This is a genomic window from Paractinoplanes ovalisporus, assembly GCF_016834655.1.
Classification (GTDB): domain Bacteria; phylum Actinomycetota; class Actinomycetes; order Mycobacteriales; family Micromonosporaceae; genus Actinoplanes; species Actinoplanes ovalisporus.
The window spans coordinates 1-21,197 of the sequence record NZ_JAENHP010000046.1 but is presented as its reverse complement, the minus strand read 5'-3'; the positions used below and the strand labels follow the sequence as shown (position 1 = coordinate 21,197).

Genomic DNA, 21,197 nt, shown 5'->3' with positions numbered 1-21,197 from the left:
TCGCGATACAAGCGCACGGCCCGTGCTCGCAGCTCGTCGGGGTACTTCTTCGGTGCGGCCACAGATGCTTCCTCCCCATGATCAGTCGATCATGTTTGAGAAGCTCCCGGAAACCGGGGGGAACTCAGCGGGTGGCCTCCTGCACGAAGGCAGGGTGGCGCATTGCTGTGCCCATGTCACGCCACAGCCGTTGCGCCGGGCTGGACTCGGCGAGACGGCCCGCCCCGCCCAGATCGAGCAACGTGTCAACGGCGGCACGGATCTGACGCGCGGCGAGACCGCCGTCCATCCTGACCCGGGTCTCTTCGATCGCGGACAGCCGCTGCCCGGTGCCAGTAGCCCGATCAACTGCGCCGGCGCTGCGTGCCACCAGCAGGATCGCGCTGTCGATCAACATCGCCGCGTCCGCCACACCCGCCTGAACGCCCGGAGCATCCACCTTGTGGTGCCGCGGATTCGCTTTGGGGGACCGCGGCAGGCCCTGGGTGAGACCGTCCACGACGTGGTCGTACACCCCCAGACCGATACCCAAAATCGTTCCGCTCAGAGTGCTGTCCAGGCCTTGCGGCCTGGGCAGGCCACCCCCGGTGGGAGACATCGTCATCCTGGACAGAAAGAGCACCTGGTCCTCGGGGACGTGAACGTCGTCGGCCACCACCGTGTCACTGCCGGTTCCCCGCATGCCGACCATGTTCCAGGTCTTCTCGATCGAGAGATCACGCATCGGTACCAGAGCAATTCCGCGGTCGGCCGTGGACTCTCCGACAACGTCGAGGATGATCCAGCTGGCGTGGTGCGCCCCGGAGGCCCAGCCCCAGCGGCCGTTGAGCAGATATCCGTTGTCGACCGGCGTGACTCGGGCGCCGCCACCGGACGAGCCGCAGACGGCAGCGTCCGGGTCCGCCTGCCAGATCCGCTGCTGTACCGCCTCCGGAAACATCCAGGCGGCCAGACCACCGCTGTAGAAGACCGTCAGAACCCAGGCTGCCGACGGACATTCGCGGGCCACTTCCGCTGCGATGGCGGTGACCGCACGGGAGCCGGCCTGGACACCTCCGTAGACACGCGGTGTGGCAAGACGAAAGAGCCCCGCCTTGTGCATGGCGGTGACTACCTCGTCGGGAAGGACGCACGCGATGTCCGCAGCCGCCGCGTTGGTGCTCAGTGTCGGCCTGAGGGAAGACGCGAGGGACAAATGCGTAGCCTCCTCCTGCGACAAGCCGGTCACAAGTACGTCAAGACGGTCGGTTCCGATCATGGAGGGCAGCCTCACATGAACGACGCGGGGCAACCAGGCCCCGCTGAGGGGGGTCCCGCCAGGGCCACTATCGTCGATGCGTGACAGACAATCCGATCGGCGACTATCTGCGAGCCAGGCGCGCGCAGATGCGGCCGGAGGATGTGGACATCGCCGTTAATTCGCATCGGCGTGTAAAAGGGCTGCGGCGCGACGAGCTTGCTGTGCTGGCCGGTATCAGCACCGAGTACTACACGCGATTGGAACAGGGGCGCGATCGGCACCCATCGGTCCGGGTGCTGGACGCGATTGCCCGCGCTCTGAAACTGGACAGCGCCGCGACGGCTTATCTGCACGGGCTGGCTGAGCCGCAGCCCCGGCGAGGAGTTGCCACGACCGAGCAGATCCGCCCTAGCGTCGTCCGGCTGCTCGAGGCGTGGGAGCACACGCCTGCGTTCATCCAAGGACGCTACCTTGATGTGCTGGCTGCCAACCGGCTGGCGGGCGCTCTGTCACCGCTCTACCGGCCGGGCGTCAACCTGTTACGCGCTGCCCTTCTCGACTCTGCCGCTGAGGCGGTCGGCGCGTCGGAGCACGTACGATCCATGATCGGCATCTTGCGGACGGCCGCCGGGGCCCAACTCGACGATCCGCGCCTGACCGAGCTGGTGAACGAGCTCACCACCAAAAGCGCAGTCTTCCGGCGGTGCTGGCGTCAGCATGAGGTGGTGTCACGGCCTGTCACCGGTATCCACCAGGTGCGTCATCCACTGGTCGGTGACCTCGAGCTGCGCTACGACAAGTTTCTGGTCGCTGGCGCCGAGGACCAGATGCTGGTCGTTTATCAGGCCGAACCGAACACTCCTGCCGCAGAAGCATTGTCTTCGCTGTGCGAACACGTCGCGTTACCGAAGTGATTGTTGGTGGCGGCGTGGCCAGGTAGCGCCTCTGAAACCATTGCATAGGCGTAACGTACGGTGACAAGATCAGATTCAGCGCCCTCAGTCGGCTATAGAGGGCTGTCGGAGCGCGCCCGGCCGGTACGGCGGCGACGTAGCCCACCGGCTCATCGCACGCCCTGAGTCTGCACTTGCTGGGGTTTCGACCAGTGGGAGGCGAAGAATGACAGCGCCCGATCCTGGCCGCGCGGGCACTCTCGATGACATCGCAGAGCTGCTCCGACTTCTGAAGTCCTGGGCAGGCGCGCCGTCGTACGAGACCATCACCGTCCGGGTCAACAAAGGCCGGGAAAGCGCAGATCAGGTCGGCAGATCGACGGTGGTGGACTGCTTCCGGCCCGGACGCAAGAGATTCGACCATGAGCTCGTGGTCGCCGTCGTCGCTGCTCTGCATCCCGACTCGAGTTACGTGAATCACTGGCGCCAGGTGCTCAGGGTCATCAGCGGGCTGGCGCCGGCTCCAGAACAAGTCAGGGTCGTCGAAGGTCTGCCACAGGACCTCGCTACCTTCACCGGCCGTGACGACGTCGTTCGTGACCTGCGCAGGACATGCGGCCCGAGCAGCATCACCGTGCTCGGCGGGATGGCCGGGGCAGGCAAGACGCAACTGGCCGTCCGGCTAGGTCACTTGCTGCTCCAGGACGACGTGGTCGACGCGGCTCTTTTCGTGAATCTGCGCGGTTTCCACGCCGACGTGACGCAGCCGCCGGCCGATCCATCCGCCGTGCTAGACGGATTCCTGCGATCCCTCGGAGTTCCGGGTCAACTCGTCCCGGTGTCGTTGCCGGAGCGGATCGCCTTATACCGCGAACGGCTGGCCTCCCGTCGAGTTCTCGTGGTGCTGGACAACGCGGCCGATGTCGAGCAAGTCACGCCGTTGCTGCCCGGTGGCCACGGGGCAACCATCGTCACCAGCCGCCATGATTTGGCGTTGCCGTCGGCCATTCCGGTGCACGTCGACGGATTCAGCGAGGAGGAGGCGCGAAGCTTTCTCTCCCAAGCGCTCAACGGCATTCCGGTAGGCAGCGATCACCGGGCACTGACCAGGATCGCGCAACAGTGCGGGCAGTTGCCGCTTGCGCTGGCGCTGACAACCGGACACATGCGGACTCGGCCGGACTGGACGCTGACCGACCACGCGGACTGGCTCGACGACTGTCACGCGTCAAGCCGGCTCGAGCCCGGTGTCGAACTGGCGCTAGACCTGTCCTACCGTGCGCTCACGGAAGAGGGCCGCCGACTGCTGCGGGCCCTGACCCTGCATCCCGGCGCCTTTGACGCACCGGCCGCGGCGGCGCTCGTTGCCTCAGATCCGCAAACCGCGGCGTCGATGCTCGAGGAGTTCGCTCGCCAGCATGTCGTACAGAGCCACGGACCTGGCCGCTACGTTCTCCACGATCTGATCCGCGCATTCGCCGCCGTGCGTGCTGTCCAAGAAGACCGCCGCGCCGACCGGCGAGCTGCGCTGAGCCGACTGCTTGACTACTTTCTCGTCACCGCCGCCGAACACGCGAAGCGGCCGGACCGAAGCGGCGCAGGCTCCGAGCTGGTCGTGCGCAGTGAAAAATGCGCTTGGCTCGACACTGAGCTGGACAATCTCATTGCCATGACGCGGATTTCCGCGTCCGATCACGAGCGGCCCGAATCCGAGGTCACGCTCAGCGCTGTGTTGAACCGGTTTCTGATCCTTCGCGGACGCTACCAGGAAGCTCTCGTCGTTCATGACCGTGCCGCGCGCGCTGCCGGTGACGCAGGCGATCGGGTGCAGCACGACCGGGCGGTGCTGCGGCTGGCCGCGACCGAACTTGCTCATTCGCGGCACCTGGCAGCGCTCGAGCAGATCGACCGGATCTCTCCGGCGACCGATGACCCGGAAGTCCAGCTCGGTGTGCTGACGTATAGGGCCATCGCACGGACCCATCTCGGGCGCACCAGTGAGGCCCGTCGGGATCTCCTGCTGGCATGGGAAACCGGCCGTCGCACCGGCGCCAGGGAAGTGCTGCTGCACGTCCTGCTGGGACTCGGCAGCACCGAGTACATCGTGGGCCGATTCGAGCAAGCCGCCGCCTACTACGAGGAAGGCGCCCGCCTTGCTCACCGCTTCGGCGACTGCTGGGAGGAAACGGCTTTGCTGACCAATCTCGGCGAGGCCCAGCTTCGTTCAGGCCACCTCGACGCAGCCGAGATTCATCTGACTCAAGCCTTGCAATACGCGCGTGAACTGGACAACTCCGTCATCGAGGCGAGCATCTTGGACGCCCTCGGCAGTTTGCATCTTCAGCGGGGCGACCACACGTCAGCCGGCGACTACTACGATCGTTCCTGGCTGTTGAGCAGCGCCACCGGATCCCGGTACGGAATGATCTGTTCGAAGAACGGTCTAGGACACGCCAACCTGGCGGCCGGTAACCCCAAGGCCGCGATAGCCGAATACACCGAGGCATACGACGGGGCTTCCGCCCACGACGTCCAGGACGCCGAACAGCAAGCGGTTGCACAAACCGGTCTCGGCGAGGCACACCGTCAGTTGGGCAACGTGACCGAGGCGAGGGAACACTTCCAGCGCGCACACACCATGTACGGCGATCTCAATCCAGCCGAGGCCACTCGGATAGCCATCATGCTCAAAGAGATATCCGACGTATGAGGTCCCGTGCGCCGGGCACGACGGGGGAGTAACCCGGCACACGGGAGATTCGGTCAGCGCCAGGAACCCTGCTTACGAGCCCGGCGCAGAAGGAGGACCGCGGTCGCGCCGCACACAAGCACTGCGAAGATGCTTGCCTCGGGTCCGAACGTGCCTCCGCTGATGATCGCCGGACCGCGCGGTACCCCGGTCAAGAGGCCACCCATCGCACCGTCGGTGCCGGAAACCGTGCCGCCGAAGATGCCCGACTCAGTGAAGTTCCAGCCCAGGTGCAAGCCGATCGGCAACCACAGACTCCGGGTCAGCACGTATGCGGCGCCGAGCATCAGGCCACCCTCGACGGCAATGGCCAGCGCGCCCCACACTGTGCCTTCCGCGTTGAAGAAGTGCAGGCCGCCGAACAGCAGTGCCGATACCACGAGAGCCGGCGTCGTGCCGAAACGTTCTTCGATGCCGCGGAACAGGACGCCTCGGAACACCAGCTCTTCGAGTACGGCAACGCCAGTCATCGCGCCGAGCGTTGCCAGCATCGCCCAGAACGAGCCGCCGTGCAGGCGGTAGCCGTTGCACGCGAAAATCAGCGCCAGTGTGGTCACGAACAGACCTGTGCCGATGGCCGTACCGCGGATCAGCTGTGAGCGTGCCTCCGACCGCGCGAGCTCGACGACGTGTCGTTGCTCCAGCCATCCGACAATCCGCGTATACAGGAACAGCGCAAGCGCCGCAGCGGCCACCCCCACCAGAAGCCCTGATACCCAATGGCTCACTGACACGTTGATCAGCAGCGCGAGGACCAGGTTCACCAACAGGAAGGTGATCAGCAGAAAAAGAAATCGCGGCCAGAACGCATGCAGCCAAGGAGGCGGAGATTTCTTGTGATGCCGGGCTGTGGCGTTTTCGGTTCCCACTGACTCGATTCCCTTCAAGGCGCGATCTGACGCACAGACGATCCACCCCCGGCTGAGCCGAGGCCATGAATCCACACGAATCCGCATGCTGTGCTCCGACCGGCACGGTGGTCGGCCCGTCCGGCTCGCGCCCCTTGGACGTGACGACGATCTTGAGGTTAGATCCGGGTCGGCTCCTCCTTCGATCGCGACAGGACAACAGATGACTGAATTGCCGGATTCTTTCGTTCCGCAGCGACGTTTCCTCATGGTCCATGGCGTGCAGCATCGGCGCCCACCGCACCACTGGATGTGGTGGCTTACCGAGGCCTTGCGCCAGCGTGGTGAGCAGGTCCTCTATCCGCAGTTCCCGGCCCCCGAGAAGCCGTTGGCGCAGGAGTGGACCGACCTGCTGACCGCCGAGCTGGCTCAGCTCGGCGGTCAGGAACGTGTCGTGGTGTGTCACTCTCTGGGGTGCGCCCTGTGGCTGCGTGTCGCTCAGACCTTGCCGGCCGAGCTGCGGGTTTCCCGGGTCCTCCTGGTATCGCCACTCGGCGAACAGGCATTCACTGCGGCAAACGGCAACGAGGAGTTCCGGCTGGAACACGTCGACCGCGAGCTGCTCGCCGCCGCGTCAAGCAAGCCGCCGCGGGTGGTGGCCTCGACAACCGATCCGTACGCGCCCGCTGATGCGCGGGCGTGGAGCGCCGAGCTCGGCATGGACTGTGACGTCCTGTCCGACGCGGGCCACATCACGCCGGGTGACGGATACGGCCCGTGGCAGGGGGTTCTCGACTGGTGCGTGCGGGAACAGGTCCCGGTGGAGGGCGTCGCAGGACGGTGATCTCGCCGGCGTGAGTGCCGGCGAGACCAGCGTCGTCCAAGGCAGATGCGCGGGCCGATCCGTGCATCCACCGGCTGCGTGGAGGCAGAGCCGCCGCCACGGGATCGGTAGCTGCTAGAGAGCGTTGTCCAGGACCAGAGTGAGATCCTGGATCCGCCACCCGGACTCGGATCGGCGCATACCGAACGTGTAGGTCCCAGTCGAGATCACGTGGACGCTGCCATCAAGACTTCTGGTCTGGACCAGGTATGCCCGAGCCTCGGCGGTGTCCGTGTCCGAGCTGCTGACCAGCACATTGCTCAAGTGATGGCGCACACGTCCAGCCTGCGCGGCATGCCCGGCGTGAACGAACTCGAGAACAGCTTGCCGTCCGGCGATCGGGCCGAGCGGTCCCCGCTCAGGAATCTCGAACGTCCACGTGGTGTCCTCATCGAGGACCGCAGTGAGGGCGGGTACGTCTAGGTCGTCGAGAGCGTAGGCGTAGCGCACCACCGCCTGCTGGATATCGGTGATCACGGGACCACCGTCAGCACGATCTTGCCCTGAATGTGGCCTTGGGCAGCGCGGGCGTGTGCGTCGTCAGCGTCGGCCAACGGGTAGGTGCTGTCCACCCCGACCCGGAGCCTTCCCTCGTCGAACAGGCGCCCGATCTCGGCAAGCTGGGGCCCGTTCGAGCGCACCTGGATGTTCGAGACCGTGATGCCCAGCCTCGCCGTCTCCGCGGGGTCGTACTCGGCGAAGAACACCGGAAGCATGGTGCCGCCGTAGTTGAGCACGCTCAGCAGGCGCGCGCTGTCGGGGCCACCGACCGTATCGATCACCAGATCGACGCCGCGGACCACGTCCGCGGCACGCGTCTTGGTGTAGTCGATGAACTCGTCGGCACCGAGCTTGCGCACGAACTGCTCGTGGCGACCCGAGGCCACCGCGATCACGTGCGCCCCTTTCCACTTCGCCAGCTGCACCGCGAAATGACCCACCCCGCCGCCGGCTCCGTTGACCAGAACGGTCATGCCGGGCGTGATCGGAGTGGGCTGGTGCACCCTGCCGGTGAACGGGGACGGCACGTCGTGGCCCAGATCGATCAGGTACTGCCAGGCCGTCAGCAGGGCCATCGGCGCTCCGGCGGCCTGCGCGTGGTCGATGCCGGCGGGCTTGTGAGCAAGGTCCGAGACCGGTGCGGCGACGTATTCGGCGTACGTCCTCCCGTCGAACCCGGGGAACCGCAGCATTCCGAAGACCTCGTCACCGATGGAGAACCCGGTCACGTCCGCTGCGACCGCTTCAACCACGCCCGACATGTCCGTTCCGGGGGTCAGGGGAAACTCCACCACCGGCCTCAACTCGGCCGGCATGACCTTCATCCCCTCCCGCAGGTACCAGTCCGGCGGGTTGATGCCTGCCGCGTGTACCCGGACGAGCACTTCGCCCGGCCCGATCTCGGGAACAGGCACCTCTTCGTACTGCAGAACTTCGGGACCGCCCGCTTCGTGGAACTGGATCGCCTTCATCACGCCTGTCGCTTTCTCGGGATCTGTGTGCCCTTCCAGTCAAGGCGCGGGCCGGCTCCGCCGTCCAAGACCGGTTCGGCAACCGATCATTCCGAAACGGCATGACGCGTACGATCGATCGATGAACGATCTCGGACATGACCTGGAACTGCGTCTGGTGCGCTATTTCATCGCGGTGGCGGCGCACCAGCACTTCGGCCGGGCCGCTGCCGAGCTGCACGTCGCCCAACCGGCGTTGAGCCGTCAGATCCAGCGGCTGGAGAAGCATCTCGGTGCGCGGCTGCTGAACCGGGTGCCGCAGGGCACCCGGCTCACCCCGGCGGGCGAGGCCTTTCTTCCTCGAGCTCAATTGCTGCTGCAGGCCGCCCGTCAAGCCGAGCTGGCGGTCCGGCAACACTCCGGCGCCGAACGCATCACCATCGGCTATGTCGAAGATCTGGTGATCACGGCTGCCGTACGAGAATTGCGTCGCCGCCGTCCGCACGCCGAGATCCTCACCCGGCACTTGAAATGCCGTGACGTGGGAGCGCTCACCGACAAGCGGGTCGACGCCCTGATCGTGCGGGCTCCGCTGCCGCTCGCCCCCGACGAGGTGGTCAGCACCCCCCTGTATGCCGAACCGCGAAAGCTGGTGGTGCCGCACGGTCATCGCTGGGCCGGTCGGGCGTCGGTGACCGTGGCGGAGCTGGCCGACGAGCACGTAGCGCCCTGCGCCTTCGACACCGAGGACTGGACCTCCTACCGCCTGCTCGGCGCCGGCGTACCGCCGGCCGACAGCTACGAGGACAAGCTCGAACTCGTCGCGAACGGTCACGCCATCGCTGTGCTGCCCGTCGGTGATCGACGTAGCTCCCTGCGCTCCGACCTCGTTACCGTCCCGGTCGAGGATGCTCCCCCCAGCCGGGTCGTCCTGGTAAGTCGCAAAGGCGACTCAAATCCGGTGATCGGAGATCTCCGACTCACCGCCTCATCTGTCCTGACCGGATCGGCGGCCTGACGGAACGGGCGGGCAACCCCGCGAGCGAACGCAGACGGGCTGAAAGAGAGTCCAACTCGTATGGAACAGCCATTGGACCCTTCGGCTCAGGCCGCCGGGCGCTCGGCGGCCGGCCGCCGGCGCAGGTTGACGTGCTGGATCGCGGGAGGGTTGTAAGCCATGTCCAGGGCGCCGATGTCGGTTCCGGGCGCCACGACCTCGTCGATGCTGTCGAGGATTTCGTCCGAGAGGTTCACCTCGGCGCTGGCCAACAGGTCATCCAGCTGCTCCATGGTGCGTGGACCGATGATCGCCGAGGTCACACCAGGATGCGCCACGGCGAACGCCATCGCCAGATGGGTCAGCGGAAGCCCCGCCTTCTCGGCGATCGGGATGATCCGCTCGACAGCGTCGAGCCGGCGTTCGTCGGTGAGGTGCTTGAAGTAGTTGGCCCGGCGGAGGTCGCTCTGCTGGCCCTTGCGGATGCGACCGGTGAGCAGGCCCTGAGCGAGGGGACTCCAGACCAGCGTTCCCATCCCGTAACGTTCGGCAACGGGCAGGATCTCTCGTTCGATACCGCGATTGAGGATCGAGTAGGTGGGCTGCTCGGTCCGGAAGCGTTGCAGACCGCGTCGCTCTGCGACCCACTGCGCCTCGACAATGTCCGAAGCAGGCATCGTCGAGGAGCCGATGACCCGGACCTTACCCGCGTGGACCAGGTCGGTCAGGGCTGAAAGTGTTTCCTCGATGTCCGTGTCCGGGTCGGGCCGGTGGATCTGGTAGAGGTCGATGTAGTCGGTCTGCAGGCGACGCAGCGAGCCCTCCACGGCCTGCATGATCCAGCGCCGCGAGTTGCCGCGCTGATTAGGATCATCGCCCATCGGGCCGGAAAGCTTGGTGGCGAGCACGACCCTGTCCCGGCGACCCGCCAAGGCCTTGGCGAGCATCTCTTCGGACGCGCCGTTCGAGTAGACGTCGGCGGTGTCGACGAAGTTGATACCTGCATCGAGGGCCTTGTGCACGATACGGGTCACGTCGTCCTGGTCCGGGTTGCCCATCGGACCGAACATCATGGCTCCCAGGGCGTAGGGGCTGACCTTGATGCCGGTTCGGCCGAGAGTGCGGTAGTGCATGAACATCCTCCGTTGACGTAGCATCGGTAAGCGGAACGCGTTATCAGATCACTACAATACGGAACGTCTTCTCAGTTATGCAAGAGGGCAGTCGGAAGCAGCGGGAGGCCGGGCGATGTTGCGCAGTTCTCGGGAAGCGCTAACAACTGCCTAACAGTCTGTGATCAGGCTTCCGCCATGCGAAAAGTCAGCGTGAAGGTGATCAGCGGTATGGCCCTGTTGCTCGCGCTCGCCGCGTGTGGCGGCACGTCGGACGAGGGGGAGCCGCAGGTGGCTGCCATTCCAGGTGCGGTAACGCCGTCAGGAGCCAGTTCGGCCGGCACCGCTGGATCGGACGGCGAGAACGTCCGGCAGCTTCCCCTCGGCGCGACGAAGGAGGAGGTCCAGCGGGCTTACGACGCCTACTACGCCTGCTGGACGCAGCATGGTGTGCCATCGGCGCCAGATGACGGTGGCCCCCTGGCCAGTTGGAAGGGCGATCCAAAGAAGTACCAGCCCGCCGTGGACGCCTGTGCCGACAAGCAACCGCTGGACGCCCCCGAGCTCGATCCCCGTCAGAACCCGAACTATGTCGACGACCTCCGCGAGGAGAAGGACTGCATGGAGAGCCGCGGCTACAAGATGGAGATCCGCGGATCGGGAAGCGAGGCTGAGCTGTGGGGGATCAGCAGCAAAGCCAACCTGGAGAAGCTGAACAGCGACCAAGGATCGCAGGACTATCGAGAATGCGAAATCGCCGCCTTCACGCAGAAGTAGCCGACGATGCGTAAGCGGATCTCTGTCACCGTCGTTGCGATCGTGATGGTGCTGGGCGGCGCCTACGCGCGATACGCCTTCACCGGTCACGATGCCGGACCCACTGGACCGTCGGAACCAACGGTAGCGACCGCTGAGGTTGTCAAGACCAACCTCTCCGACTACTGGTCGGAGATCGGCGTCGTCGGTTACAGCAGGCAGCGCAGTCTGCGGGGTAACCGGGGCGGGGTGGTCACCTGGCTTCCGAAGGCGGGCAGCACAGTCGCTCGAGGGGGCACGCTCTATCAGGTCGGCGAGCGGCCGGTTGCCCTGTTCTACGGCGATGCTCCGATGTTCCGCGACATCGGCGCGATAGGCACGGTCGGCCATGACATCAAGGTGCTGGCGGACAACTTGAAGGCACTGGGCTATCGCATCGGACGGCAGCCGGCGCCGGGCACCTGGGTCACCACTCCGGGCGAGCCTGCACCGGCCGACGACCCCGGCAGGAGGAGCGATGACAGCGACGGCGAGAAGAAGGTGACGGATACCGCGAGTAAGCCCGTGCCGGCCGCCTCCGGGACGCCGTCCTCATTTCGGACCGTGGTAACCGCCGAGGACGGCGTTTTCACCGCGTCGCTCAAGCACGCAGTGCAGCGCTGGCAAGCCGCCAACGGCGTGCGACCCGCCGACGGCACGCTGTATCTCGGTGACGTCGTGGTGCTGTCCGGTGGCGTTCGGGTCGGCGCGGCTCGAGCGCAGCTCGGTGACGACGCCGGCGAAGAGCTCATGCAAATCAGTGACGAAGCCAAGGCGATCACCGTCGCCATCGCTGCGAGCCGGGCCGGCGGGCTCAAGGCGGGAAACAAAGTGCAAGTCACACTGCCGGACAGCACCACGACGACCGGCACCATCCGTTCGGTGAGCACCGACGTCCAGGCGCAGCCCGGCGGCGACGAATCATCCCCGGACGGCCCCCAGGTTCGGGTCCTCATCGGGGTCGACAAGCCCTCGGCCATCAGAAACATCAGCTCGGCGGATGTCGAGGTCCGCTTCACCGGTACGACCAGACGCAACGTGCTTGCCGTCCCGGTCGGTGCGCTGATCGCGCTCCGCGGCGGCGGATACGGAGTCCAGGTATCCGGCGGTGCCCTGACCGCGGTGCGGATCGGCATGTTCGCTGACGGCATGGTGCAGATCGCCGGCGCCGGCATCGTCGCCGGCACGCGGGTGGTGACGACGTCGTGACCCCGGTCCTGGAACTCCGACACGCCACCCGCCGATACGGCGCAGACGTGACGGCTTTGCACGATGTCTCCCTGCGCATCGACACCGGCGAGTTCGTCGCCATCGTCGGACCGTCCGGATCAGGAAAGTCCACACTGCTCAACATCATGGGCACCCTGGACCGTCCGACCGGCGGTCAGGTGCTTCTGGCCGGACACGAGGTCACCAAGATGTCCGACCGGAACCTGTCCAGCCTGCGGGGGCGCTGGCTGGGCTTCGTGTTCCAGCAGTTCCACCTCAGTGACGGGCTGACCGCCACCGAGAACGTCGCCACCGGACTGCTCTACGCGGGTGTGCACCGCCGTCATCGCCGTGACCTGTCGCTCCGTGCGCTGGAGCGGGTCGGCCTGTCTCACCGTGCCGGCCATCACCCGCAGCAACTCTCCGGCGGCGAACGGCAACGTGTTGCCATTGCCCGGGCACTGGTCAACCAGCCGGCGCTGGTGCTGGCCGACGAGCCGACCGGCGCGCTGGACGTGGCCAACGGCGCAGCCGTACTCGACCTGCTGACGACGCTGAATCGAGGCGGGACCACGATCGCCTTGATCACTCATGATCACGATGTGGCCGCCCGGGTACCCAGACAGATTCGCATACTCGACGGCCGCCTGGTCTCCGACTCGGCGACCCCGGCAGCAGTGGGCGGACGACCGCAATGAAGCACAGAGATCAATCAGCACACATGCAACACCAGGTTGTGCCGGTGCGGTTGGCACCCGCCGATCTGATCGGCCTGGGGCTGCTCGGCATCCGCACCCGCAAAGCGCGCGCCGCCCTGTCGGCGCTCGGCATCGCCATCGGCATCGCCACCCTGATTCTGGTCACCGGAATCCCCGCTTCGAGTCAACGGGCACTCGACGAGAAACTGGCCATGCTGGGTACCAACCGGCTGCAAGTTTCCCCTGCGCCTAATCGCGATCCACCGGTTACCCTGCCCAAGGAGTCGGTCGACATGATGTCACGGATCGCACCGGTGAAAGCGGTCAGCGCGACCGGCGACTTCGGGCTCACCATCAGCCGCTCCGACAAGACGGGCGCCGGTGACTTCAACGGCATTGCGGTGGTTGCCACCAAAGCCACCTTGTTGACGGCGCTCGAAGGCCGAGTGCGGGCCGGCCGTTTCCTCGATGCCGCGATGGAGGACATGCCGACCGTCGTCCTCGGCTCGATCGCCGCCCAGCGGCTCGGCTTCGACCACGTCGATCTCGCCCAACCGGCTCAGGTTCATCTCGGAGGACGCCGGTTCACAGTGATCGGCATCCTCGATCCGATGCCACTGTCATCGGAGATCGATCGCTCGGCCATGATCGGCTGGAATGCGGCGGTGCGATGGCTACGCTTCGATGGGCATCCCACCCGAATCTATGTACGGACCACCGACAGTCAGGTGGCTGCAGTGCGCTCGGTGCTCGCGGCCACCGCCAATCCGCAACACCCAGGTGATGTGTTGGTCAGCCGGCCTTCCGACGCGCTCGTCGCCAAGCAGGCCGTCCAGAAGACCTTCAGCTCACTGCTGCTGGGACTGGCCGGCGTCGCGTTGCTGGTCGGCGGAATCGGTGTAGCCAACACAATGTACATATCAGTGCTGGAGCGGCGGCGGGAGATCGGCTTGCGTCGCGCGCTGGGGGCCAACCGTGGCCACGTGCGCATCCAGTTCGTCACTGAGTCGATCGTGTTGTCGGCACTGGGTGGGGGAGTCGGTGTCGTCTTCGGCGGGATGGCCGTCGCCCTCTACGCCGTCGTGCAGAACTGGCCGGTGATCATCCCACCAGCCGCGACCGCCGCTGGATTGGGCGGTGCCCTGATAATCGGCGCTCTGGCGGGGGCGTACCCGGCGGCACGCGCAGCTCGGCTGGATCCCACCGAATCGCTCAGCGCCTGAACGAAAGGGTTCAGTGAAGCCACCGACAATCACCCCGATGAGTGCCAAAATTCTGATAGCCGACGATGATGCTCGGCACGCGGAAGGCATTCGCCGTTACCTTGAGGCGGACGGCCATGACGCCACCGTGGTGCACGACGGCCGGACAGCGCTCGAGATCGCCCGGCACGATCGGCCGGACCTGGTTGTCCTCGACGTCATGATGCCCGGCATGGACGGTCTGCAGGTCTGCCGCACGCTGAGGCAGGAATCCGACGTGCTGGTGCTGATGCTGACCGCTCGCAGCACAGAGAACGACCTGCTGATCGGGCTGGAGGTCGGCGCCGATGACTACCTCACGAAGCCCTTCAGTCCCCGGGAACTGGTGGCGCGCACCCGCACTCTGCTGCGCCGCGCTACTCGCGGCGCCCCCGTCCACAAGATCCGGCAGATCGGGCCGATCGGTATAGATCCAGTCCGGCAGCACGTCACCGTGAACGGCAAGCAGATCGAGTGCACGCGAGGAGAATTCGCGATCCTGGCCGCCATGAGCGAGCAGCCGGATCGGGTCTTCACCCGCACGCAGCTGCTGCACCACACGCGTGGCATCGACCGTAGCTCCTCGGAACGAACCATCGACGTGTATATCGTCAACTTGCGTCGCAAGATCGAGATCGACCCGCGCCGACCCGCGATCCTGCTCACCGTGTACGGAGTGGGATACAAACTGTCGGCGGCCCGGTGAGTACCGAGCGTGTACCTTTACGCCACAGCCTGGTCACACGGTTACTGGTCACGTCGGTGTCGATCGCGCTCGTCGCGATCTCGGCCACAGCCTGGCTGGCCGCGACAACCACGACCCGTGCGATCAGTCACGAGCTGGGCGGCGCGGCTGCCGATCAGAAAGCGGTCTACGAAGCGCTCGTCGGCTACGCGGCGACTCACCGGGACTGGTCCGGAGCGGCAACGCTGGTGCGTTCGCGCGCTGCGCTCATCGGTCGCCGGATCACCCTGACCACCGACGACAAGCGCATCATCCTCGATTCGCAAGCCGGACCTGACCTGCAGAACGTACGCCCCGCAGCCGTAGTGGATCCGCTCGACGTCGACATCGGGCTGACCGGCGGCGCCGAGCACATCGACGAGCGGGCCGCCGGTCCGTACGTCGTGCCGAGCGAAGATCGTTATGTCATGAACGAGACAGCCAAGAACGCCCTCCGATGTCTGCGCAGAGCGGGCTACGGCGCGGTGATCGACGTCGCACCGACCGGTCGGCCCAGAGTCTTGCTCACCACCGTCGGCCGGCGAGCCGAGGGCGCCAGAATTGTTCCGTCGCCGGAAGGCTGCACGTTCGAGCTTGACACCCTGGTCAGCGCGGCCGAGAAGAAGGCCCTGCAAGAGTTGAGCGAACTGACCGCCGGCTGCCTCGGACTCGGCGGCAGTGCCGGTCAGCTGCGAATCGCCCCGACTTTCCGGGCCTACCTCGGCCCGCGGTCAGTGGTCCGAACCAAGACTGAGCTGTTCAAGCCGGCGGTTCCCGCGCAGCTGACGCCGGCTCGCCCGGAGGATGTCGCGCAGGAATGCGTGGACGCTGGGCGCAGGGCACAGTTACGTCCTTACGTCGCACCTCGCGCCTTGCTGTTCGTCACCGCACCCGGCGAGGCCCGCACCACGCTGAGTCTGTCCGGTGTCGGTGTCGGCAGGATCGTTGCGGTCGCCGGTTCGGTGTTGCTGGCTACGATCGCGGCGACTGTGCTGGTCGGCCGGCGACTGGTCCGGCCACTGCGCAAAGTCGCCGACGCGGCCGCGATGCAGGTTCCGGCCCCGGTCTCCACCCGGGATGAGATCGGCAGGCTGGCACGAGCCCTCAACGAGTCTGCGCAACGGCGGGAACAGGCTGACGAGCAGCGCCGCACCATGGTCAACGACGTAGCGCACGAGCTGCGGACGCCTCTCGGCAACATTCGCACCTGGCTCGAGGCAGCCCAGGACGATCTTGCGCCGACCGACGCCCAGCTGCTCGCGCTGCTGCACGAAGAAGCGTTGCAGCTCCAGCACATCATCGACGACCTCGGCGACCTGGCCGCTGCGGATGCCGGCACATTGCGGATCAACAGTGAACCGACAGCTGTGCGTGACGTCCTGACGCACGTGGCCGACAGCCATCGAGGCGCCGCACACGCGGCCGGAGTGCGCATGGACCTGGACATCACAGGTGACCCTGTAGTGCTGGCCGACCAGGTGCGATTGCGACAAGTGATCGGAAATTTGGTCGCGAACGCCGTCCGCTACACGCCGGCCGGAGGGTCCATCACGATCGGCGCCAATGGCACGACGATCACCGTGAGAGACAGTGGCACGGGGATCACCGCCGAAGACCTGCCGAAGATCTTCGACCGGTTCTGGCGAGCCGACGAATCCCGTAGCCGGGCGACCGGGGGCAGCGGGCTGGGCTTGGCGATCGCCCGTCAGTTGACTGAGGCACACGGCGGTGTCATCGAGGTCGAGAGTGAGGAGGGGCACGGCACGCTCTGCACCATCCGACTGCCGGAATGTCCTGATCAACATGAGGAAGGGTGAGTGCGTCACCTTCATGCGGCACGGAAGGTAGCCCACGGGTGTACTACCGCGGGCCGATGCCAGGCAATTACCGCGCCAGTAACATCGCCCGCGTGTCCGATGACCACGATCCGCCCGTCCGTCGCAGTCAGGTGTGGCTGTGGCGGGGCGCGCTCCTGCTGCTCATAGCTGCACTCGTGGCAGCCGAACTCGCCGACGAGCTGTTCGTGATTCCGTTGATCGTCATCTCCGACGTCGTCGTAGCCCGAGTGGCCGCAACCCGACCACCTCGGCAGGCGATTCTGGCCGCGGTAGTGGCGCTCGTCGTCCAAGTGATCACTACCCCTGGTGACGAGAAATCCGGGGCACTCACCTGGTTCGCCATCCTGACTCTCTTGGTCGGCATAGCGTGCGTCAGCGGCATCGCACTTCGACAGCGCCGCGAGCACAACGCCGATCAACGGGAACAGGCCGAACTCAGAGCTGTGCAGGGGGAACGGCTGCGTATCGCCCGCGAACTGCACGACATGATCGCGCACAGTTTCGGCGTGATTTCCGTTCAAGCCGGGATGGGGCGCCGGATCATCGACACGCAGCCAGAAGAGGCTCGTAACGCCTTGGCAACCATCGAGGAAACCAGCCGGGAGACGGCGGCGGCGTTACGTCGGATGCTGGGTTCCTTGCGCCGTTCCGACCCGGCCACAGGCTCACAGCCTCGTGACCCGGCCCCGGGCCTCGCCGACCTGCACAACCTTGCCTCACGGGCAGCGCAAGCCGGAGTAGGTGTCGACCTGCGGCAGGAGGGCGTGCTGCCGCCGTTGCCGCCGGATGTCGATCTGTCGGCTTTCCGGATCATTCAGGAAGCGGTCACGAACGTGATCCGACATTCCGGCGCCGAACATTGCGACGTCACGCTGACATGTCACGGCGGCGACCTGACGATCGAGGTCACCGACACCGGGCGTGGTGGCCACCCCACATTCGGGTACGGCCTGACCGGGATGCGTGAGCGAGTGAACCTTCTTCGGGGACAGTTCGAGGCCGGACCGAGAGCGGCCGGCGGATTCCGTGTTCTAGCCCGCATTCCGCTTCCGGCACTCGTCCCTGAGGTCTCATGAGCACCCGAACGATTCTGGTCGACGATCAGCCCTTGATCCGCAGCGGACTGCGGGTACTGATCGACAACACCGACGACCTCACAGTCGTCGCCGAGGCCGGGACCGGCGACGAGGCAGTCCGGTTGGCCGGCGAACTTCGGCCGGACGTCATCGTGATGGACATCCGCATGCCCGTCATGGACGGTATCGAGGCAACCCGCCAGATTCTGGCCGGTCCCGATCCAGGCCGCGTGCTCATCCTCAGCACGTTCGACGACGACGAATCCGTCTACGCCGCTCTTCGTGCCGGTGCCAGTGGCTTCCTGGTGAAAGACATGGCACTGGACGACATCCTGAATGCCGTCCGGGTAGTCGCTGCCGGCGATGCGCTGATAGCCCCAAGCGTCACACGCCGCCTGATCGAACACTTCGTGCAGAGCCCTTCCACGGTGAGCCCCGCCCCCGTCCGACGCTCGTGGAGCGGCATCACCGACCGGGAGCGTGAGGTGCTCACGCTCATCGGCCGCGGCCGGTCGAACAACGAGATCGCCGCTGAGCTCTACATCAGCCCGGCCACTGCCAAGGTTCACGTCGCCCGGCTCTTCGCGAAACTGGAGGCGCGCGACCGCGTCCATCTGGTGATCATCGCCTATGAGATGGGTCTGGTAAGCCCTCGGGCTTAATTCCACGGGATGATTCGGCACGGCCGCTCGCCCGTTTAACTCCTTCGTGTGAACATCATCGATTCATCCGCCGAAGCGCTGCCTGGCCAGGCCGCGCCCGTGACTCGCTCAAGTACCGCTCGAGAGGTGCAGACACCCCAGCATGCGAGAGGCGTAGACGCCGCCGGGCTCGTGGTCAAAGTTGGCAAACATCTTGCCGTCCGAGGGCTCGACCTATCGCTCGGTGCGGGGGTGCATGGACTGCTCGGCCCTAACGGAGCCGGGAAGACCTCACTCATGCGTACCTTGTCCACCGTCATCAAACCGCATGGCGGAACCCTTCACCTGCTGGGTGCAAGTTGCACCGACAGACGGCAGCTCCGCGCCATACGCAGCAGATTGGGCTACCTGCCCCAGCATTTTGGCTTCTACCCGCGCTTCACAGTCCGCGACTACGTCGAGTACATGGCCTGGCTCAGGGAGGTGCCCAAGCATGAGATATCCGCCGCCGCTCAACGTGCCATCGACCGGGTGGGCCTGACCGAACGCGCCGGATCCCGGCTGAAAGCGCTGTCCGGCGGTATGGTGCGTCGCGCCGGGATCGCACAGGCAATCGTCAATGACCCTGCGCTCCTGCTGCTCGACGAACCGACCGTCGGCCTCGATCCCGAACAACGGGTCGAATTCCGTAACCTGCTGCGGGAACTCGGTGACGGCAACTGCGTCGTGGTCTCGACCCACCTGGTCGAGGATGTGGCGGCCGCCTGCACCAACGTCGTCGTCATGGACAAAGGAGAGCGCGTGTTCCAAGGGGCACCCGCCGACCTGACCCGCCTCGGCGAAAGCGACGGCATCGGCGACAGTCCGGCCGAACGTGGCTACTCGGTGCTGCTGCGCGAACACCGGAGCGCGGCATGACTGGGCCGCTGCTCATCGAACTGAAGCGCTCCAATGCTCGAATTCTCGGTCTGGTTGTCGGAGCGGTCGGTGCCATCTCGCTCGCCAGCATCTTCGAGGGATCGCGGCAGTGGAACATGTTCGCCTACGCCGATGCGGCCATCATGTGTGTTCTGGCGCCTCTGGCGCTGGCCGGCGGCGCGATGCTGGGTCGCCGCGAACAGAGCACCCGAGCCGCGGAGTTGATGCACAGCACCGGACGACCGTCCTGGCAACGCATCACCCCGGCCGCCGCCGCGCTTGCGGCTGCGGTCACCGGCGCTCACCTGCTCCTCGCCGCCGTCGGCATCGTGTTGATGCTGCTTTACAGCAGCTACATCGGCGCGCGTGGACTCATGTCGATCCTGGTGGATGTCCCACTTCTCATCGGTGCCGCCTTGCTCGGCATCGCGGCCGGGCGCGTATGGCCTTCACGGCTGCTTCCACCGCTGTTGGCCTCAGCAGCCTTCGCGATCCAGATGGCCGCGGATTCGATACCCGCCATCCAGGGGTTGTCGTTGATTGGCCCGCAGCCCGAAGCGGACTGGGAATCGGTGACGGACCCGGTTCTGCTGGGGCGGCTCGGATTCGCCTTCGGATTGGTCCTCGGCGGGTACCTGCTGTCCGCCGGTACGTCATGGATCTTTCGAGCCGGCGGTAGTGCCGCGGTAGCCGGTGGGGCGGCGGTCATGCTGGCTGTCAGCCCGACCGGCTCGGCCGAGCGCTACCTGGTGGATGCCGATGCCCAGCGCCTGGTCTGTGCCGACGGGGTCCCCCAGGTGTGCGTCACCGCAGTGCACGCGTATCTGCTGCCGTCAGTCGTACCACAGGCGCGTGCTGCGCTGGCGAAGCTCGCCAAGCTTCCCTACGCCCCGACCAGGGCCGTGGAGTGGCGTCCCGACTCCATCTTCACCGGGGACGAGGCCGACTATCTCGGCAACCAGCCGAAGACCGTGCAAGGGACGGTGTCCTTCCGCCTCGACCTCGACGAAGAGTCCGAGGACACGGATGTCGAAGCGAGCATCCTCAATGGGGCGGGAACTACGGCCAACGGGTGCACGCTGGACGACACCGCTGCTCTATGGGCAGCCGGAGCCTGGTTGACCGGCGGTGACACTCTCGATATCACGGACCGCGTCTTCGGCTGGCAACTGGCACAGAGCGACTATCAACCCGTTCTGGTGAAGCTGCGGCAGGCCCCCGAAGCGGAACAGGTCCGACGTGTGACCGCGCTTCGCGACGCTGCGAATGTCTGCCAGACCAAGGACTTGACCGCCATTCTCACCGGGCGGCGTGACTCATGAGCCGTTGGCTGCCGCTGTATCTGCGTTCCAGACGTGTTCCGCTCGCCGTGGCGACGTCCGTCGGCGCCGTGATTGTGGTCGGTGGAGCTTGGCGGTTCTTTGCCGGACGTCCCGAAGTGCCCGCCGGCTTGGCCGCCATGACCACGATGCTGGCCCTTGCCCCGCTCATCTCGACCCTGAGCGGTGACGAAGATGCCCTCGAGTCGACAGCCGCGATGCCTTGGCCTCCACGCCGGGCAGTTCACTTGGCCGGCTTGTTCGCTGTGCTGGTAGCACTGATCGTGGGTGCCGCGAGCCTCGGCGTTGACTTCGGTACCACCGGGCAGATCCTTCGCAACTGTGCGGGCTTGGTGGGTCTGGCCGGCCTGGGCGCTGCTTTCACCGGCGCCCAGCTTGCCTGGCTCGCACCCGTCAGTTGGACCGGCATTCAGGTGGTTGAGTTCCCCCCGGTTTCCGGGAGCTTCTCAAACATGATCGACTGATCATGGGGAGGAAGCATCTGTGGCCGCACCGAAGAAGTACCCCGACGAGCTGCGAGCACGGGCCGTGCGCTTGTATCGCG

Annotated in this window: 20 protein-coding genes; 15 read left to right on the top strand and 5 right to left on the bottom strand. The window is 66.0% G+C overall.

All coding sequences use genetic code 11. The features are described from left to right. Positions 1-124: 124 nt before the first annotated feature. Complete coding sequence (locus JIG36_RS50900) at positions 125-1,258, bottom strand: acyl-CoA dehydrogenase family protein (protein ID WP_203384177.1); 1,134 nt, start codon at positions 1,256-1,258, stop codon at positions 125-127. Positions 1,259-1,338: 80 nt separating this feature from the next. On the opposite strand from JIG36_RS50900, the gene JIG36_RS50895 reads away from it, so the two are divergent. After that, the gene (locus tag JIG36_RS50895; protein ID WP_307873257.1) at positions 1,339-2,154 is read left to right on the top strand and encodes a helix-turn-helix domain-containing protein; all 816 of its coding nucleotides are present in this window, start codon (positions 1,339-1,341) and stop codon (positions 2,152-2,154) included. A gap of 205 nt (positions 2,155-2,359) precedes the next feature. After that, positions 2,360-4,843, top strand: a complete 2,484-nt coding sequence (locus JIG36_RS50890) for an ATP-binding protein (RefSeq protein WP_203384176.1) — start codon at positions 2,360-2,362, stop codon at positions 4,841-4,843. Between the two features lie 53 nt (positions 4,844-4,896). Here JIG36_RS50890 and JIG36_RS50885 read toward each other — a convergent pair whose 3' ends face one another. Next, positions 4,897-5,769: a CPBP family intramembrane glutamic endopeptidase gene (locus JIG36_RS50885; protein WP_203384175.1), complete on the bottom strand. Its 873-nt coding sequence runs from the start codon at positions 5,767-5,769 to the stop codon at positions 4,897-4,899. A gap of 67 nt (positions 5,770-5,836) precedes the next feature. On the opposite strand from JIG36_RS50885, the gene JIG36_RS50880 reads away from it, so the two are divergent. Continuing rightward, positions 5,837-6,574 (top strand): RBBP9/YdeN family alpha/beta hydrolase, encoded by a 738-nt coding sequence (locus JIG36_RS50880; RefSeq protein WP_307873256.1) that lies wholly within the window; start codon positions 5,837-5,839, stop codon positions 6,572-6,574. A gap of 114 nt (positions 6,575-6,688) precedes the next feature. Here JIG36_RS50880 and JIG36_RS50875 read toward each other — a convergent pair whose 3' ends face one another. Continuing rightward, positions 6,689-7,090, bottom strand: coding sequence for a nuclear transport factor 2 family protein (locus JIG36_RS50875; RefSeq protein WP_203384173.1), 402 nt, complete (start codon positions 7,088-7,090; stop codon positions 6,689-6,691). Then, positions 7,087-8,085: an NADP-dependent oxidoreductase gene (locus tag JIG36_RS50870; protein WP_203384180.1), complete on the bottom strand. Its 999-nt coding sequence runs from the start codon at positions 8,083-8,085 to the stop codon at positions 7,087-7,089. The genes JIG36_RS50875 and JIG36_RS50870 overlap by 4 nt, the downstream gene beginning before the upstream one ends. 121 nt (positions 8,086-8,206) lie before the next feature. Between JIG36_RS50870 and JIG36_RS50865 the strand changes: the two genes are divergently transcribed. Continuing rightward, positions 8,207-9,082 (top strand): LysR family transcriptional regulator, encoded by an 876-nt coding sequence (locus JIG36_RS50865; protein WP_203384172.1) that lies wholly within the window; start codon positions 8,207-8,209, stop codon positions 9,080-9,082. 86 nt (positions 9,083-9,168) lie between these two features. Here the strand turns inward: JIG36_RS50865 and JIG36_RS50860 are convergent, their stop codons facing one another. Continuing rightward, positions 9,169-10,194 (bottom strand): aldo/keto reductase, encoded by a 1,026-nt coding sequence (locus JIG36_RS50860; protein WP_203384179.1) that lies wholly within the window; start codon positions 10,192-10,194, stop codon positions 9,169-9,171. A 177-nt stretch (positions 10,195-10,371) separates the two neighbouring features. Between JIG36_RS50860 and JIG36_RS50855 the strand changes: the two genes are divergently transcribed. The 11 genes from JIG36_RS50855 (at position 10,372) to JIG36_RS50805 (ending at position 21,117) form a co-directional block, all read left to right on the top strand. Next, positions 10,372-10,950: a hypothetical protein gene (locus tag JIG36_RS50855; RefSeq protein ID WP_203384171.1), complete on the top strand. Its 579-nt coding sequence runs from the start codon at positions 10,372-10,374 to the stop codon at positions 10,948-10,950. A 6-nt stretch (positions 10,951-10,956) separates the two neighbouring features. Continuing rightward, positions 10,957-12,177 (top strand): efflux RND transporter periplasmic adaptor subunit, encoded by a 1,221-nt coding sequence (locus JIG36_RS50850; RefSeq protein WP_203384170.1) that lies wholly within the window; start codon positions 10,957-10,959, stop codon positions 12,175-12,177. Then, positions 12,174-12,875 carry an ABC transporter ATP-binding protein gene (locus JIG36_RS50845; RefSeq protein WP_203384169.1) on the top strand — a complete coding sequence of 234 codons (702 nt, stop codon included), beginning with the start codon at positions 12,174-12,176 and terminating at the stop codon, positions 12,873-12,875. Before JIG36_RS50850 ends, JIG36_RS50845 begins: the two co-directional genes overlap by 4 nt. Positions 12,876-12,898: 23 nt before the next feature. After that, positions 12,899-14,098 carry an ABC transporter permease gene (locus JIG36_RS50840; RefSeq protein WP_203384168.1) on the top strand — a complete coding sequence of 400 codons (1,200 nt, stop codon included), beginning with the start codon at positions 12,899-12,901 and terminating at the stop codon, positions 14,096-14,098. A gap of 37 nt (positions 14,099-14,135) precedes the next feature. Then, positions 14,136-14,822, top strand: a complete 687-nt coding sequence (locus tag JIG36_RS50835) for a response regulator transcription factor (protein WP_203384167.1) — start codon at positions 14,136-14,138, stop codon at positions 14,820-14,822. Positions 14,823-14,878: 56 nt separating this feature from the next. Further along, the gene (locus tag JIG36_RS50830; RefSeq protein ID WP_307873255.1) at positions 14,879-16,657 is read left to right on the top strand and encodes a sensor histidine kinase; all 1,779 of its coding nucleotides are present in this window, start codon (positions 14,879-14,881) and stop codon (positions 16,655-16,657) included. Between the two features lie 92 nt (positions 16,658-16,749). Continuing rightward, positions 16,750-17,754, top strand: coding sequence for a sensor histidine kinase (locus JIG36_RS53800; protein WP_203384165.1), 1,005 nt, complete (start codon positions 16,750-16,752; stop codon positions 17,752-17,754). Beyond that, positions 17,751-18,416, top strand: a complete 666-nt coding sequence (locus JIG36_RS50820; protein ID WP_203384164.1) for a response regulator — start codon at positions 17,751-17,753, stop codon at positions 18,414-18,416. The genes JIG36_RS53800 and JIG36_RS50820 overlap by 4 nt, the downstream gene beginning before the upstream one ends. A gap of 126 nt (positions 18,417-18,542) precedes the next feature. Next, positions 18,543-19,313 carry an ABC transporter ATP-binding protein gene (locus JIG36_RS50815; protein ID WP_307873258.1) on the top strand — a complete coding sequence of 257 codons (771 nt, stop codon included), beginning with the start codon at positions 18,543-18,545 and terminating at the stop codon, positions 19,311-19,313. Next, positions 19,310-20,635: a hypothetical protein gene (locus JIG36_RS50810; protein ID WP_203384163.1), complete on the top strand. Its 1,326-nt coding sequence runs from the start codon at positions 19,310-19,312 to the stop codon at positions 20,633-20,635. Before JIG36_RS50815 ends, JIG36_RS50810 begins: the two co-directional genes overlap by 4 nt. Further along, on the top strand, positions 20,632-21,117 hold the full coding sequence (locus JIG36_RS50805) for a hypothetical protein (RefSeq protein ID WP_203384162.1): 486 nt from the start codon (positions 20,632-20,634) through the stop codon (positions 21,115-21,117). Before JIG36_RS50810 ends, JIG36_RS50805 begins: the two co-directional genes overlap by 4 nt. The last annotated feature ends 80 nt before the right edge of the window (positions 21,118-21,197 follow it).